The following is a 14,714-nucleotide window of genomic DNA, read 5'->3' as shown; positions in this document are numbered from 1 at the left end:
GGCCGGCCCCTTCGAGTCCGGAACCGACGACGGCTGGGAGGGGCACCTGCTGCTGGAGAGCGCCGCGGGACACCGGTCCCGGTGGCCCGCGTGGCGAGCGGTCCCGTCCGGCTGGACGCCCCGCTTCGGCCCCGCACCGCACGGGCGGTGTGTGCACCGAGCGATGGGGGCCGGGAGTGACCCCCAAGCCAGGCTCAGCGGCCCAGGAGTTCCACCAGGCCGTCCGCCAGTTCCGTACGCCAGCAGAGGTAGTCGTGACCGCCGTTGAACTCCCGGTAGGAGGAGTCGTGGTAGCCGAGGGCCGTCAGGGTGTCGCGCAGCCTGCGCGCGGCGGGCAGGGCCACCCATTCCTGTGTGCCGAAGGAGAGCCGGAACCGCACCGGAAGCCGGGGCATACCGGCGAGTGTCCGGGTGAGCCACTCCGTGTCCGGCCCTACCGGCCACCAGAACGAGCCCGACTGGACGAGGGCGTTACCGAAGCGGTGCGGTGTCGCCACCGTGGCGTATGCGGCGGTGAGCCCGCCGAGGCTCTGCCCGGCGATCACGGTGCGCGCCGGATCGTCGCTGAGGGGCAGGTGTCCCGCCGCCCACGGCAGCAGCTCGCCCGCGAGGAAGTCGACGTACTCGGGCCGGCAGGACAGTTCGGCCCAGCGAGTGGCCTCGTCCACGGCATCCGGCAGTACGGCGGCGACCGGCGGGACCCGGCCGTCCGCGATGAGGTTGTCGAGGAGGTGGGAGAGCCCGAGGCGGGGCTGCCAGTGCTCGCCGTCGAGCAGTACCAGCACCGGCAGCCGCTCCGACTCCCGCACTGCGGCAGGCGGTTCGTACAGCCAGACCCGGCGGGAACCGCCGAGGCGGTTACTCCCCACGGTGTACTCCGTGACGGTCCCGCGCGGAACGCCGGGCCGCGGCTCCCAGTCCACCGCGTGCGGGGCGGCCGGGAGTTCGGCGTACGACACCGGGTCCGCCTGCCAGCGATGAGGCAGCGTGCGGGGGTTGAAGGGGTCGGTGCGGCGCAGGGTGCGCAGACGGCGCTGGTACGCGAGCGTTCCCGGGCCCGGACCGTCGCCTTCGTCGACGTACAGGTCATAGGTACCCCGCCAGTCGTGCCTCAGACGCAGGGTCCAGTGCCAGACGTCCGTGCCGGGGACGTGTTCCATGAGGTTGCCGTCGGGGTCGCGCGGGTCGCCGAGCTTGTTCGGCAGTACCTGGACTGCCCGGGTGGTGGCAGTGCCGCGCCACAGGAACGTCACCGCCCGGTGGTCGGCGCTGCCGCGCGGGTCGGGGCCCACCAGGGGCGTACCACCGCGGGCCCGCACGTCTGCCCAGAAGGTGTCCTCGCCACCCGGCCCGGGCAGCGTGCACGCCGGCCTGGCGAGGCGGGGCACCGGATGCGGCCGGGGCAGGCGGGGCGGGTTGTCAGGGGTGTTCTCCGGAGGCCTTGGGAGGTGCGTGGGTGCGGATCTCAATTGACTGTCCATGACCTATAGCTTAGGTTAGCCTTACCTTACTAGATCGCACGTCGTGTTCCGCGCCGGCTGTCGCCGCCCCGACGTGTCCTCTCTCTCGAACGTCCTCCTCCGTGACGTTTTGCCTGCCAGGAGCAGCCCGCATGACCTCTGACAGATCCGCTGCGCCCTCCGGTGTCCGGCTGAGCCGCGTGGTCCCCCCGACCGTCAGCGCGACCCTGGCCATGGGCGCCCTGTGCGCCGCCCCAGGGGCGCCGCCGTCAGACTCTGACAGCGGCGTCCGTGGAGAGCCTGTCTCCTACACCACGATCGCCTGGTCCGCGGCCGCCGCCGCGGCCGCGGCGCTGCGGGGGCTGCAGCCACCACGTACTTCGTCGTCCGCCGCCGCAGCGTCGGCAGTCCCGCCGCAGGCCCCGGCGCGAACGCCTGACCGCCGCCCTCCGGGCAGCCACCCGAGCCACTTGTCCCTGTGCAGTTGTCCGTTGATCCCCGAGAAAGGGAGCTTCACCACCATGTCCATCCCTGTCACCCCCATCCGCCGCCGTACCGCGGTAGCCACTGCCGCCGCTGTGGCCGTCGCCGCGGGCAGCACCCTGACCTTGGCGGGCACCGCCTCCGCGCACTCCACCGGCTCGCAGGTCGCCACCGCCAAGCTCACCAAGGGCCTGTACCAGTCCTCCTACTCCGAGCGGAACGACGCGCTGTGGGTCACCGCCGCCGTCGGCCGCCCGCCGGTCACCGAGTCCCATCTGCTGAAGGTCGACCCGAAGACCCTGGAGATCAAGGCCGACCTCACCCCGCCTGTCACCGACACCACTACCGGCGCCGTCGAGGCGGTCTACGGCGTCGCCGTAGACGACGAGCACAACACCGTCTGGACGACCAACACCCGCAACAACACCGTATCCGTCTACAGCCAGCGCACCGGGGAGCACCTCGCCAGCCTGCCGAACGTCAACCACGCCCGCGAGATCGTCGTCGACGAGAAGCACAACACCGTGTGGGCAAGCGCATTCGGCGACGGCGCCCTCGTCGCCTTCGACACGAAGACCCTGAAGGAGAAGGAGCGCGTCACCGTCGAGGGTGCCGGCCCCACCGGCCTGACCGTCAACGAGAAGACCGGCGCGCTCTACGCGGCCGACCTCAACAACGACCGCCTGATCGAGCTGCGGCGCGGATCCGCGACCCCGCGCTTCCTCCCGGCCGGCGACGGCCCGATCTCGGTCTCGCTGTCCAGGAACGGCAGGACCGCCTACACCGCCGACCAGACCTCGGGCACCCTGTCCGTGGTCGACCTCCGCAAGGGCGTCGTCACCAAGTCCGTGGCGACCGGCGTCGGCGCCCTGTCCGTGGCCACCGACGAACGCTCCGGCGACGTGCTGGTGGTCAACCGCACCGACGCGAACGTGACACGGGTCGACGTGAAGAAGGGCGTGATCGAGGAGACCATCGCCACCGGCGCCAACCCGAACCACGTGGAGATCGCCGACGGCACCGCCTACGTGGTCGACAAGTCCGGGGCCACCGCGACCGAGGACACCATCACTCGGATCCGCCTCGCGCACTGACGTCTCCGTACACCACCATCACCTCCCGCCGCCTTTCAGCGGCGGGGGGTGACAGGCACCGTGCACATGCCGCCGACGATCAGGTCGACCAGACCGTCGGCGGTTGCCCGCGCTGCCCTTGGACACCCGCGAACTGCCGAGCGCCAAGCGAACCGCGCAGGATTACCTTGCGCTCCCGGACAGGGTGAAGGCCCTTCAAACGGCTGTACCGTCTGCGCCGTCGCGTGACTGCAGGAGCCGCAGCCACCACGCGCGAAAGCCGCCTCTGCAATGGGCGGTGAACGGATGCATCGGACGCTCCCCAGTACGCCCCCGGAAAGGCGGCCCAGCCATGCCTACGCCCTCGCGCCACCGAAGAGCCACTCATGTTCTGCTCCTCGGCGTCGGCCTGCTGCTCAGCGGCTGCGGCCTCTACCCGGACGACTCTGACGCCGCCGACGACGGCCCACTCACCCTCGGATTCGTCAATGGCGGAGACAGCCAGTTCCACACCTGCCTCCAGCGGTCCGTGGAGATCACCGCCAAGAACAACTTCGCGAGGCTGGTCACCGCCAACTCCAACCAGGACGCCGCCACCGAACTGGCCAACATCGAGGAGATGATCATGCGAGAGGTCGACGCGATCATCTTGCAGACCGTGGACACGAATGCCCTGAAGCGCGACATCGAGAAGGCCAGGAACGCGGACATCCCTATCTTCCTTACCTCTGTGAGCACCAACCCGGATGACATCCTGGGCGCGGTACTCGTCGACCTGGAGGCCGTCGGGCAGCTGGACGCCCAGTGGGTCGCCGACGACGCGGCGGGCCGGGACGTGCAAGTCGGTGTCATCGCGGGAGCACCCGGCGCCGCTTCCGACCTGCTCACCGACGGCTTCACCGAAGCCCTGCCCGCAAACGCCCAGGTCGTCGACGAGCAGCCCGGCATGTTCGACGCCGCCAAGGCCGGAAAGGTCGCCACCACCATGGCCCGGACCCACCCTGAACTGGACTACGCCTTCGTCGCCAATGAGCAGATGGCCTTCGCCGCCCGCAAGGCCTTCGACGCGGCCGGGGCCGACAAGGTCAGGATAGTGACGGTCAACGGCACGGACGAAGCCCTCGCCGCGCTGAAGGACGGCCGCTTCTCCGCGACGGTGTCCAACTCGGCCGGGAACACCGGTGAACTGGCCGTCCGCAACACCATCGCCCTGCTGCGCGACAGGGCGGCGGAGAAGATCGACCACACGCCGATCCGCCTGGTCACCAAGGCCGACGCGGACACGGCGCCACTGTACTGCCCCGCCGACTACTGATCCGGTACGGCCACCCGCAGACCCACCGCACGCCACGTGCGGAAGCCAGCAATCAAACAGCGGCCTTGTGCACACTCAGTCGGTGCAGAGGCTCCATCACCAGAGTGAAGACATAACCCTCGTCACGTACCCACCGTGATCATTGCCCCGTGCGGCGCGGTCGTAGGGAGGTTGACTTGGGCTTCTCCCAGGGGCGACGGCGGTTGGTCGCGAGTCGGCATGGTGGGACACGGACCGGTACCTGGCAGGTCACCGCCGAACCCCTCGAGCAGTTCCGCATCGAGGCGCTGCTCGCCCAGCGCGTGGCCCAGCAGGTCCTGCACCGCTATCCCCAACGCGTCGACGCGGACCCCGCACCCGTAGCCAAGCCGCCTCTCCCTTAGAGGTCATCTTCTAGAGGTCATCTTCTCCTGTCCCCGCCCCTCTCTTGCGGACGGCGCAGCGGGAACGGGACCGGCCGCCCAGGCGGTCTCATCCTGATGGAGGTCGGCGCACACGATAGGGCCCACTGCAGAACTGGGCTCATGCATCTGGGAAGACCTGCGGCAGAAGGTTGCGTAGCCAGGTGTGTTCCAGATCGTGCGTGTACACGGGGTGCCACCAAAAGGCTTCCACCAGCGGTACGGCATCAAAGGGGCATTCGAGGATGCGCAGGTCAGGCCGTTCGGCGATGCGACGGGCGATACGTTCCTGCAGGAGAGCTACGCGGTTGGTGCCAGTGACGAGGAAAGGTACGCCGAGGAAGCTGTCGGCGAAGATCTGTACGTTCGGCTCCACGCCGAGCAGCTGCAGCTGCCGTGCCGCCGGGGTGCTCCCACCGGGGCCGCCGAACGCGTCCACCCAGGGCAGTGTGGCCAGGTTGTGCATGGTCAGCTCGTCGCCGACCTGGGTGTTGTCGGCGGAGACGACGCATACCCAGCGGTCCCGGTACAGGTCCAGGTGCGGCATGTCGGGCAGGTAGCCGTGCGGCATCAGGAGACCGTCCACGGTGCGCAGGCCCTCAGCTCCGCGCTCGGCGAATTCCGGCGTGATGTGGCGGAGCCGCACCTTCATCCTCGGTGCCTGGCGGTCGAGTGCGGCGCACAGGGCGGCCGTGGCTTCGGCGAGTCCGTAGTCGGTTGTGAGGAGGGTGAACTGGCGCTGAGACGTCAGGGGGTCGAAGCGGGCTTGGCTGGCGAAGATCCGCTCGGCTCCGTTGAGTACGTCGCCGGTCATCGCGGCGAGCCGTTCGGCGAGTGGGGTGAGCGTGTACTGGTTGCCTACGCGGTGCAGCAGTTCGTCGTTGAAGTGTCGTCGCAGCCGCGCCAGTGACGCCGACAGGGTGGGCTGGCTCAGGTTCATGCGGTTCGCGGCCCGGCTCACGCTCCGCTCGGTCAGTAGGGCGTCCAGCGACAGCAAAAGATTCAGATCGATTCCACGCAGGTCCATGTCACTGCCCTCACGACTTATAGATGGCGTCGATAGGTGCGATCGATGATTTCGTGTTCCCTATGCGCTGACGCTGATGAAAGGTAGCACCAACGGGCCACTCCGGCGTCCGTTCCTTTTCACATCCTGGTCATAGGAGAGCCGCCTTGACCTCGTCATCCGCAGTGAGCACCACCGCAGTGCCTCCTGAGGCTTCGCCTCGGTTGGGGGCCCGCTTCGTCTTTTCCTTCAGCCTCGGCTATTTCGGGCTCTGGGTCGGTTTCCTGACGCCGATCATGATCATGCTGCAGATCCGCGTCTCTGAGCTTGCGCCCCACAGCAAGACCGGGACGCTCTCGCTCGTGCTCGGGGTCGCTGCCGTCTTCGGGCTGATCGCCAATCCCCTGGCCGGTCGGCTGTCGGACCGCTGCACCTCGCGGTTCGGTATGCGGCGTCCCATCCTGCTGGCCGGTGCGCTCGTCGGCTTCGCCGGCCTGGTGCTGGTGGCCGTGGCCGGCGGCATCCCCCTTCTACTGGCCGGGTGGTGCCTGGCCCAGACCGGCTGCAACGCCGTGCTGGCCGCGATGATGGCCGTGATGCCGGACCATGTGCCACCGCAGGCCCGTGGCCGTATGTCCGGGGTGCTGGGAGTCGCCCAGGCGCTGGCCGCCACCGTGGGTGCCGGTGTGGGCGGAGCCCTGAACAACGTGTCGGCTGTCGCGGCCGTCGTCGTGCCGGGCGCCGTCATGCTCATAGCCGTGGGCGTCATGTGCCTGACCCTCAAGGACCGGACTCTGGCCGCCTCCGAGCGCCCTCCGCTGAACTGGGGTGAACTGCTGCGCAGCTTCACCTTCAGTCCACGTCGGCATCCTGACTTCGCCTGGGCCTGGCTGAGCAGGTTCGCCATCTTCCTGGCGATCGCATCCGTCCTGAACTACCAGGTCTTCTACCTCACCGAACAGCTCGGCCTCACCGAGTCACGGGCCACCGCGGTCATCCCCCTGGGCGTTCTGGCGCAGACCGCGGTTGTGGTGGTGGGTAGCGCCGTGTTCGGTCCGTTGTCGGACCGCACCGGCCGCCGCAAGGTGTTCGTGATGGCGGCTGCGGCGACCGCTGCAGCCGGCCTGCTCGTCCTCGCCGTGTCCACCGCTCTGCCCGCGTACTTCGTCGGCATGGTGCTGATCGGTCTGGGGCAGGGCATCTACTTCGCTGTCGACCTGGCACTGGTGACCGACGTCCTGCCGGACCGCAAGCGGGATGCCGCGAAGGATCTGGGCGTCATCAACGTGGCCAACCTCCTGCCGCAGTCGTTCGCGCCGGCCATCGCCCCTCTCTTCCTGACCATCGGCTTCGGGTCCCTGGCCAGTGAGCCCGGAAGCAACTACCTGATGCTCTTCACCGCCGGCGCGGCCTTCGCGGTTCTCAGCGCGGTGTCCATCGTCCCCGTCCGCAAGGTCCGCTGACCCCGTACCACTTCGGCAAGAGGAACAGAATCCATGCACATCTCCGTCTTCATGGGCCCGATGGCTTACGGCCCCCAGCAGGACAGTCCCCTGATCGACCTGTGCATCGAGCAGTCGATCCGCTGCGCGGACCACGGGTTCGCGATGGTCACCTTCGGCGAACAGCATTTCAACGGGTACGAGCCCTACAGCAACCCCCTGCTGATGGCGGCCCGCCTCGCCCCCCACCTGAGCGAAACGCACTTCGGCACCACCATCGTCCCACTCCCCTTCCACCACCCGCTGCGCCTGGCCGAGGACTCCAACCTCGTCGACCTGCTGCTGCGGGGCCGGTTCCTGATGGGCATGTCGGCCGGCCGGGTGGGCTTCTCGCCCGACTTCGAGAACTTCGGCCTCGACCCGCGGCGCCGCGACGAGATCTTCGCGAGCAAGCTGGACCTGCTCCAGCGCGCCCAGCGGCAGAGCGCCGGCAAGGACCCCATCGTCCTGGACACCGAGTGGGACCACGGTGCGCTGACCGGCCGCATCATGCCCGTCTCCTACCGGCGTGACGGAGCGCAACTCGCCATCGGCACCAACACCCCCGCGAAGCTGCTGGACGCTGCCCGGCGCGGTCTGCCCGTCTTCCTCGGCCCGTGCCCGCCCGACCAGGCCGCCTCGCTCCTGGCCCAGTACCGCGAAGGACTCAAGACCTCCGGACACAACGACGCCCTCATCGACGACGTCACCCGCAAGTCCCTGGTCACCCGGCATGTCTTCGTCGGCGGAACGGAGGACGAAGCCTGGGACATGGCCGAGGCAATGGCGGGCCGCGCCCCGATGCTCGACCGCAAGGCCGACCCCCGGTCCCTGCGCGAACTGGCCTCCGTCGACCCCGAAGCGTGGGAGAAGGACGCCTTCCCCGCGCACGTCAAGCACGTGGCGTCGTGGATCATGGCCGGCACGCCGGAACAGGTCACCGAACAGATCCGCGCCTACGACCGCGGCGGAGTGCGGCACATCAACGTCCGCTTCATGGTGGGGCCCTACCAGCCGGAACTGATCAACCGCTCGTTCGACCTGTTCACCCAGCACGTCCTGCCGCAGATCGACAACGAGCTCTTCCCCCCGCTCAGCCCCGAACAGGTCGCGGCGGAACACCGGCCGACCACCCCCACCGCCTGAGGAGCCACGCATGCGCATCGACGTCCATGCCCACTACTGGCCCGCCTCCTACCTCGACCTGCTGGTTTCCCTCGGCCGCGCAGACCTGGCCTCGGCCGGCCGGCAGAGCGACGACTTCACCCCCCGGCTCGCCGAGATGGACGAAGCGGGAGTGGACCTGCAGATCCTCTCGGCGATCGGTCTGAACACCGAGGTCGCCGACGCCGGGGGAGCCGCCAGGGCAGCCCGGCACATCAACGACGTCTATGCCGACGTCGTCGCCAAGCACTCCGGACGGTTCAAGGCGTTCGGTTCGGTTCCGCTGCCCCACACCGACCGGGCCGTCGCCGAGGTCGACCGCGTCTTCGACGAACTCGGTTTCGCCGGCGTCGCCCTGCCGTGCATCGTCGGCGGGCGCCCTCTCGACCACCCGGACTACGAGCCCTTCTGGGCCCACCTGGCCGAGCGTGACTCCGTCGTCTACGTCCACCCCGTGGGCTCCGACTCCGCCTGCCACCCCGGACTCGACGCCTTCGGCCTCCAGTTCGCCCTCGGCAGCCCCACCCAGGTCGCCCTGGCCCCGCTGCGGATCGCCCTGTCCGGCTTGTCCACCCGTTACCCCTCGCTCCGGTTCGTCTTCGCCCTGTGCGGCGGCACCCTGCCCTACCTGTGGCACCGCTACGAACGAAACCTGCGCCGCGGCATCGAGATGAGCGCCGTCGCAGCCGTCGGCGGAGGCTTCTTCGACTGGATCAAGAAGGTGCCGCTCGACCCCGACGACCCGATGAGCCTGCTGCGTGACTTCTGGTACGACACCTCCGTCCAGGACATCCCCGAGGCCCTGCGGCTGACGAAGCAGACCATCGGCCCCGACCGGATCCTCCTCGGCAGCGACGCGATCTTCGCCTCCCTCACCGAGTCCGTACAGATGATCAAGAACTCGGCCGACCTCACCGCCGCCGAGAAGGACGCCATCCTCGACCACAACGCCGCACACATGCTGGCGCTCAGCCCCTCCAAGGACACGTGATCCACATGCTCGTCGTCGGAATAGGCGGCACCACCCGCCCCCACTCCTCCAGCGAACAGGCCATCGCCACCACCCTGCGCGCCGCTGCGGCCCGCGGCGCGCAGACCCGGCAGTTCGGCGGCACCTTCCTCGCCTCCCTGCCCCACTACGCACCCGACAACCCGGCACGCACCGACGCCCAGCTCGACCTCGTCGACACCGTCCGCCGGGCCGACGCCATCGTCATCGGAACCCCCGGCTACCACGGCGGCATCTCCGCCCTCGTCAAGAACGCCCTCGACCTCCTCGAAGACCTCCGCGACGACACCCGCCCCTACTTCCAGGACCGCGCTGTCGGCTGCATCGTCACCGCCGCCGGCTGGCAAGCCTGCGGAACCACCCTCACCTCACTGCGATCCGTCGTCCACGCCATGCGCGGCTGGCCCACCCCCCTCGGCGTCACCCTCAACACCAGCGGCACCCCCCTCTTCACCCCCGACGGCACCTGCACCGACCCCACCGCCACCACCCGACTCACCGAACTCGCCGACCAGGTCATGGAGTTCGGTGTCCCGGCCCAGCTGCGCGACGGCGCCCTGACCAGCTGACGCAATCCACGTCCAGCAACGCCATCTGCCCCTCGCCGTGTCCCGACACCACGCCCCGTCCCCAGTTGAGGACGTGCCGGCCGGACACCGCAGGGCAGGCGGGCATGCCCGTACTGTTTCGAAGGACATACTCGATGAAGGTTCTGCTGTTCGGCGCCACGGGGGCCATCGGCCAAGCCGTCGCGCGGGAGCTCACCGAGCGCGGTCACGAAGTCAGCGGAGTCTCCCGCGGCTCCGGGGACCGACCGTCACAGGACGCCCCACGGCTTCACCGGCACCACGTAGGGGATGCGACCGACCCGGACTCCGTGGAAGCACTGGCCGCCGGGCACGACGCGGTCGTCTCGGCCGTCTCCGCCAGCCACCCCGCCTCGCTCGCCGAAAGCGCGGCTGGGCTGGTACGCGGCCTGCGCGGAGCAGGCGTACGACGGCTCCTGGTCGTCGGCGGAGCGGGCACGCTCGAGGCGGAGCCGGGTGTCCGGCTCGTGGACACACCCGGGTTCCCCGAGCCCTACAAGTTCACCGCATACGCGCAGGCGGCAGCGCTGGCCGTCTTCCGCACGGTCGAGGACCTCGACTGGACGTACCTCTCCCCCGCCCTCGTCATCAAGCCCGGAGAACGCACCGGCCGGTATCGACTCGGCGATGACCGGGTCCTCACCGACAGCGAAGGCAACAGCACCATTTCCATCCCCGACTTCGCCCTCGCCCTGACCGACGAACTGGAACGCGGAACCGCCCTCCGGCGCCGCATCACCATCGCGTACTGAGCCTCGGCCGCACCGCGGTGAGCCGATGAGCCGGTGGCCGACCAGGTCGGCCACCGGCTCGCTCCGTCCCGCGCTCCACCGCCCACTTCCGCCGGACACGAAGCACACAGTCAGTCGTCCACTCTCCCACTGGGGGTCTCATGAGCAGCACATCACAGCGGTTCGTCATGGGCCGGGGCACATCCCGGAACCACGGCACGCGCGCCGCCTGCGCCACCGGGTGGCGAAGATGAGGGACAGCACGGGGCACTCGCTGGCTGTCACCGGCAACGAAAGCCTGATCTTGACCGGCTTCATGCTCTTCATGGTCATCTGCCTCTTCATCTCGGTCTTCGCCAGCCTCAACGGCCGCACCTCCTCGGAGTTCTACGTCGGCGCAGAGGGGCACTCACCCCGGACAGGCGGCATGGCGCTGGCCGGCGCCTACGTCTCCACGTCGTTGCTGGTCACGATCACGGGGGTAGTGGCCGTGACGGGTCTGGACGGCATCCTCATGGCTGGTGCCGTGGTTCTGTCGCTCTTCCTGCTGCTCCTGCTCGCCCGGCATGCCCACCTCAGCGGTTCACACACCCTGGGGGACATCTTCTCGCTTCGGGCGCCCGGGACCGCTCCTCGAGTGGCAGCCGCCTTGGTCACTCTCGCGGTCAGTGTCCCGCTCCTGGTCGCGCAACTCGTGGCGGCGGGAAGTGTCACAGCGGCGCTTCTTGGCTTCTCCAAGCTCGGGGTGGAGCAGGTCTGCACCGTACTGATCGGCAGTCTGGTCGTGGTCTGCGGCATGCTCAGCGGCGCCAAGGGACTCACCGTGGTGCAGATTCTGGCGGCGGTCCTGGTTCTCGCGGCGCTGGGCGCGGCCGCCCTCGCCGTCGTCGTCGAGTTCCACGGAAACCCCGGTTCCCTGCTGTCCGCCGCGGAGGAGGGAAGCGGTCCTCCAGGCCGGTACCTGGATTCCGGTGGGCTGCTCGGCACCACGGGGGCTGCGCGTGTCGACTTCCTCGGCGCGCAACTGTCGATGATTCTCGGCAGCGCGTGCATGCCCCATGTCCTCGCCCGCGTGCAGGCGGCCCCGGACACGGACAGCGCGCGGAGGTCCGTGCGCCATGCCGTCGGCGTGGTCGCCATGGTCGGGGTCGCCGTGGTGGTTCTGGGCCTGGGGGCCGCTGCCCTCGTCGGAGCGAGCACGATCGCGCACGGGGGGTCGAGCGGGGACGACGCCCTTCTGCTGCTGGCGGGCGAACTCGGTGGAGGCATCGGCACGTCGACGGGAAGCGTCCTGTTCACCGGGGTCGCCTGTGCCGTCTTCCTCAGCGTGCTCGCCGTCGTCGGTGGTACGGCGGTGGCCGCCGCCGGGGCCGTCTCCCGCGATCTTTACGGTCAGATCGCTCGGTCCGGACCGCCGAATGACGCCCGGGAAACCACTGTGGCCCGGGTCGCGGTTCTGCTCATCGGGAGCGGAGCGATCGCGTCGGCCGCCTGGCTGCAGGGCCGGCCGGCAGGCTTTTTGTCGCAGCTCGCTGTGGTGACGGCCGCGTCAGGCATCGCCCCCGCCCTTGTCTGTACGTTCCACTGGAAGGCGTTCAACCGGGTGGGCCTGCTCTGGAGCGTGTACGGCGGCACGGTGACGGCCATCGGACTGTACGGCTTCTCCCCCTCGGTCTCGGGCAACCCGGCAGCGATGTTCCCGGGCCTGGACTTGGCCTGGTTCGACCACAACAACCCTGCCCTGGTGTCCGTCCCGGCCGCCTTCGCGCTGGCCTGGGTGGGCAGCCTCGTCGGGCGCCGCAGTAGCGGTCGCCGGCTCCCGCGGTCCGCTGCGCCGATCGACAGCGCCGGTGCACCGCGAGCACCCGGACCGTACCCGGCCGCCAGGCCCGGAGAGCCGGCACCGGTCCACCGGCCACGGCGAGGGGCACGCCCCCGGCGTGAGTGACGAACACGCAGGCACGGCCGTCAGCGGCAACTCGCCTTCGCGGTGTCCGAGTGGGCCCGCGCCTGGTGCCACGGCCCGGCCGCGTCCCGCTCCGGTCCGGACGTCCCGGGGTGAGAAAGGAGGTTCACGCGCATCACCCCCGGAGATCGATGACAGCGGCTGCTCACACATGCACCGTCTGGATGGCGTCCGCTTCAGCGGCCGGTGCGCCGCGCCGGTAGAGCAGCGACGTGATCACCGCACCGACCGCGAAGAATCCGGCCGACCACACGTAGGCGGTGGAGTACGACTCCAGCAACGCCTGAGCCTGGACGATCTTGCTGGTGTGGTCCTTGCCGACCAGGTACGACGTGGCCGCACTCGCGGCGAGGGTGTTGAGGAGCGCGGTACCGATGGAGCCGCCGATCTGCTGCATGGTGTTGACGGTCGCCGAGGCGACGCCGGCGTCCTCGGCGGCCACACCGCTGGTGGCGGTGCGCATGGCGAGGGCCATGATCAGGCCGAGGCCGAGGCCGAGGCCGGCGACGAGCAGCGGAGGGAGAACATCGGCCGCGTAGGTGCTGTCCATGCCCAGGGCGGTCAGCCCCAGCGTTCCGGCGGCTGCCAGGGCGGCGCCGAGCGGCACCACCGGCGTCGGTCCGGTGCGCGGCACCAGGAGGCTCGACGATGCGTTGGCACTCAGCATGAGAGCACCGACCAGGGGAAGGAAGGCCAGGCCCGTTTGAATGGCGGAAAAGCCGAGGCTGAGCTGGAGGTAGTAGGTCAGGAACAGGAAGATGCCGAACATGCCGGCGCTGGCGATCAGCATGGCGGCGAAGGACGCCCCGCGGTTTCGGTCCAGCAGTACCCGCAATGGCAGCAGCGGGTGCGTCGCCCTGGTCTGCCACCAGGCGAAGACTGTGAGCAGTACGGCACCTGCAGCGAGGAAGCCCCAGGACATCGGCGAGCTCCAGTGATGGGACTCCGCGTTGGAGAACCCGTAGACGATGCCGAACAGGCCCGTGGTGACCAGGACGGTCCCGGGGACGTCGAGCTTGGCGCTGCGGTCGCGGGCCGCGCCCCCGAGCAGCAGCCAGCCGCCGGTGATGGCGAAGGCCGCGATGAAGAGGTTGGCATAGAGGGTCCAGCGCCAGTTCAGGTATTCGGTCAGGACGCCGCCGAGCAGCAGTCCGACAGCCGCTCCCGAGCCGGCGACGGAGCCGTAGATGCCGAACGCCTTGGCGCGTTCCCTCGCGTCGGTGAACGTGGTGGTCAGCAGTGAGAGCGCGGCAGGCGCGAGCAAGGCACCGAACAGACCCTGGAGAGCACGGCCCGCGACCAGCATCTCGAAGGTGACGGAGGCGCCTGCGACGGCTGAGGCGATGGCGAAGCCGGTGACACCGGTCAGGAAGGCGGCCTTGCGGCCGAAGAGGTCACCTGCCCGGCCGCCGACGAGCAGCAGGCTGCCGAAGGCGAGGGAGTACGCGGTGACGATCCAGGTGCGGTTGCCGTCGGAGAAGCCGAGGTCGGCCTGAGCCGACGGCAGCGCGATGTTCACGATGGTCGCGTCCAGCACGACCATGAGCTGGGCGAGCCCGACGACGGCGAGGATCCACCACCGGTGGCGGGGGCCCGCTGGCTCGGCCCGGCCCTCCGCTTCTGCGAGTGTCACGGTGTCGGGCTCATTGGCTGGCTGGGGCATGAGTACGTCCGTCCAAACAGAAACAGGGTGAAAGCTGACTGCGCGCCGGCTGCTGGCCCTTCCGGCTTCTGCTACACGCGCGAGGGGGGCCGCCACGTCGCCGTCGACGTCGGACCGAGCCCCACGCAACGATGATGGCGACCCACCAGCTATTGAGGAAGCCGCATCTGCCGATAACAGCTATAGGTGCTGTCTATCGATCGACCGTCGTGATCCGAGTCTTGCTCTCCCGCTCACGCCCCGGCGTGCAGTTGCCGTCGGCGACGGATCGACGCGGGCCACAAGCGCCTCTCGTGCAGCGGTCGGTTGCGCGTCCCGGCATGTGAGACCGTCTGAGCCTGACGAGGGTCGCCAACTGAGCACATGCGCGTCGCC

Annotated in this window: 12 protein-coding genes; 9 read left to right on the top strand and 3 right to left on the bottom strand. The window is 69.4% G+C overall.

The features are described from left to right. Positions 1 to 194 precede the first annotated feature (194 nt). Positions 195 to 1,481, bottom strand: a complete 1,287-nt coding sequence (fes, locus tag ACZ7MF_RS11300; RefSeq protein ID WP_471475966.1) for an enterochelin esterase — start codon at positions 1,479 to 1,481, stop codon at positions 195 to 197. Positions 1,482 to 1,981: 500 nt separating this feature from the next. Between fes and ACZ7MF_RS11295 the strand changes: the two genes are divergently transcribed. From ACZ7MF_RS11295 to ACZ7MF_RS11285, 3 genes are all read left to right on the top strand, one after another. After that, complete coding sequence (locus ACZ7MF_RS11295) at positions 1,982 to 3,037, top strand: YncE family protein (protein ID WP_471475965.1); 1,056 nt, start codon at positions 1,982 to 1,984, stop codon at positions 3,035 to 3,037. Positions 3,038 to 3,368: 331 nt separating this feature from the next. After that, positions 3,369 to 4,331: a sugar ABC transporter substrate-binding protein gene (locus ACZ7MF_RS11290; RefSeq protein WP_471475963.1), complete on the top strand. Its 963-nt coding sequence runs from the start codon at positions 3,369 to 3,371 to the stop codon at positions 4,329 to 4,331. Between the two features lie 176 nt (positions 4,332 to 4,507). Next, the gene (locus ACZ7MF_RS11285) at positions 4,508 to 4,714 is read left to right on the top strand and encodes a hypothetical protein (RefSeq protein WP_471475962.1); all 207 of its coding nucleotides are present in this window, start codon (positions 4,508 to 4,510) and stop codon (positions 4,712 to 4,714) included. Positions 4,715 to 4,853: 139 nt separating this feature from the next. On the opposite strand, the gene ACZ7MF_RS11280 is transcribed toward ACZ7MF_RS11285, so the two are convergent. Next, positions 4,854 to 5,759, bottom strand: a complete 906-nt coding sequence (locus tag ACZ7MF_RS11280; protein ID WP_471475961.1) for a LysR family transcriptional regulator — start codon at positions 5,757 to 5,759, stop codon at positions 4,854 to 4,856. 146 nt (positions 5,760 to 5,905) lie between these two features. Between ACZ7MF_RS11280 and ACZ7MF_RS11275 the strand changes: the two genes are divergently transcribed. The 6 genes from ACZ7MF_RS11275 to ACZ7MF_RS11250 all read left to right on the top strand — a co-directional run bounded on the left by ACZ7MF_RS11275 (position 5,906) and on the right by ACZ7MF_RS11250 (position 12,658). Further along, positions 5,906 to 7,201 (top strand): MFS transporter, encoded by a 1,296-nt coding sequence (locus ACZ7MF_RS11275; RefSeq protein ID WP_471475959.1) that lies wholly within the window; start codon positions 5,906 to 5,908, stop codon positions 7,199 to 7,201. 33 nt (positions 7,202 to 7,234) lie between these two features. Next, complete coding sequence (locus ACZ7MF_RS11270) at positions 7,235 to 8,365, top strand: LLM class flavin-dependent oxidoreductase (protein ID WP_471475958.1); 1,131 nt, start codon at positions 7,235 to 7,237, stop codon at positions 8,363 to 8,365. A 10-nt stretch (positions 8,366 to 8,375) separates the two neighbouring features. Continuing rightward, positions 8,376 to 9,374 (top strand): amidohydrolase family protein, encoded by a 999-nt coding sequence (locus tag ACZ7MF_RS11265; protein WP_471475957.1) that lies wholly within the window; start codon positions 8,376 to 8,378, stop codon positions 9,372 to 9,374. A 5-nt stretch (positions 9,375 to 9,379) separates the two neighbouring features. After that, positions 9,380 to 9,961, top strand: a complete 582-nt coding sequence (locus tag ACZ7MF_RS11260; RefSeq protein ID WP_471475956.1) for an NADPH-dependent FMN reductase — start codon at positions 9,380 to 9,382, stop codon at positions 9,959 to 9,961. Between the two features lie 134 nt (positions 9,962 to 10,095). Next, complete coding sequence (locus ACZ7MF_RS11255; protein WP_471475954.1) at positions 10,096 to 10,731, top strand: NAD(P)-dependent oxidoreductase; 636 nt, start codon at positions 10,096 to 10,098, stop codon at positions 10,729 to 10,731. A gap of 229 nt (positions 10,732 to 10,960) precedes the next feature. Next, positions 10,961 to 12,658, top strand: a complete 1,698-nt coding sequence (locus tag ACZ7MF_RS11250; RefSeq protein WP_471475952.1) for a sodium:solute symporter family transporter — start codon at positions 10,961 to 10,963, stop codon at positions 12,656 to 12,658. Between the two features lie 163 nt (positions 12,659 to 12,821). On the opposite strand, the gene ACZ7MF_RS11245 is transcribed toward ACZ7MF_RS11250, so the two are convergent. Then, the gene (locus ACZ7MF_RS11245; RefSeq protein ID WP_471475951.1) at positions 12,822 to 14,339 is read right to left on the bottom strand and encodes an MFS transporter; all 1,518 of its coding nucleotides are present in this window, start codon (positions 14,337 to 14,339) and stop codon (positions 12,822 to 12,824) included. Between the last annotated feature and the right edge of the window lie 375 nt (positions 14,340 to 14,714).

Source organism: Streptomyces sp. NPDC111628, from assembly GCF_055635195.1.
Note: the sequence above shows the minus strand (reverse complement) of the source record. Positions and strands in the feature narration are given on the sequence as shown.

Excerpts from the sequence above, each read along its gene's own strand:
- fes (WP_471475966.1), bottom strand. The coding sequence starts at position 1,481 with ATGGACAGTCAATTGAGATCCGCACCCACGCACCTCCCAAGGCCTCCG.
- ACZ7MF_RS11295 (WP_471475965.1), top strand. The coding sequence starts at position 1,982 with ATGTCCATCCCTGTCACCCCCATCCGCCGCCGTACCGCGGTAGCCACT.
- ACZ7MF_RS11290 (WP_471475963.1), top strand. The coding sequence starts at position 3,369 with ATGCCTACGCCCTCGCGCCACCGAAGAGCCACTCATGTTCTGCTCCTC.
- ACZ7MF_RS11280 (WP_471475961.1), bottom strand. The coding sequence starts at position 5,759 with ATGGACCTGCGTGGAATCGATCTGAATCTTTTGCTGTCGCTGGACGCC.
- ACZ7MF_RS11270 (WP_471475958.1), top strand. The coding sequence starts at position 7,235 with ATGCACATCTCCGTCTTCATGGGCCCGATGGCTTACGGCCCCCAGCAG.
- ACZ7MF_RS11265 (WP_471475957.1), top strand. The coding sequence starts at position 8,376 with ATGCGCATCGACGTCCATGCCCACTACTGGCCCGCCTCCTACCTCGAC.
- ACZ7MF_RS11260 (WP_471475956.1), top strand. The coding sequence starts at position 9,380 with ATGCTCGTCGTCGGAATAGGCGGCACCACCCGCCCCCACTCCTCCAGC.
- ACZ7MF_RS11255 (WP_471475954.1), top strand. The coding sequence starts at position 10,096 with ATGAAGGTTCTGCTGTTCGGCGCCACGGGGGCCATCGGCCAAGCCGTC.
- ACZ7MF_RS11250 (WP_471475952.1), top strand. The coding sequence starts at position 10,961 with ATGAGGGACAGCACGGGGCACTCGCTGGCTGTCACCGGCAACGAAAGC.
- ACZ7MF_RS11245 (WP_471475951.1), bottom strand. The coding sequence starts at position 14,339 with ATGCCCCAGCCAGCCAATGAGCCCGACACCGTGACACTCGCAGAAGCG.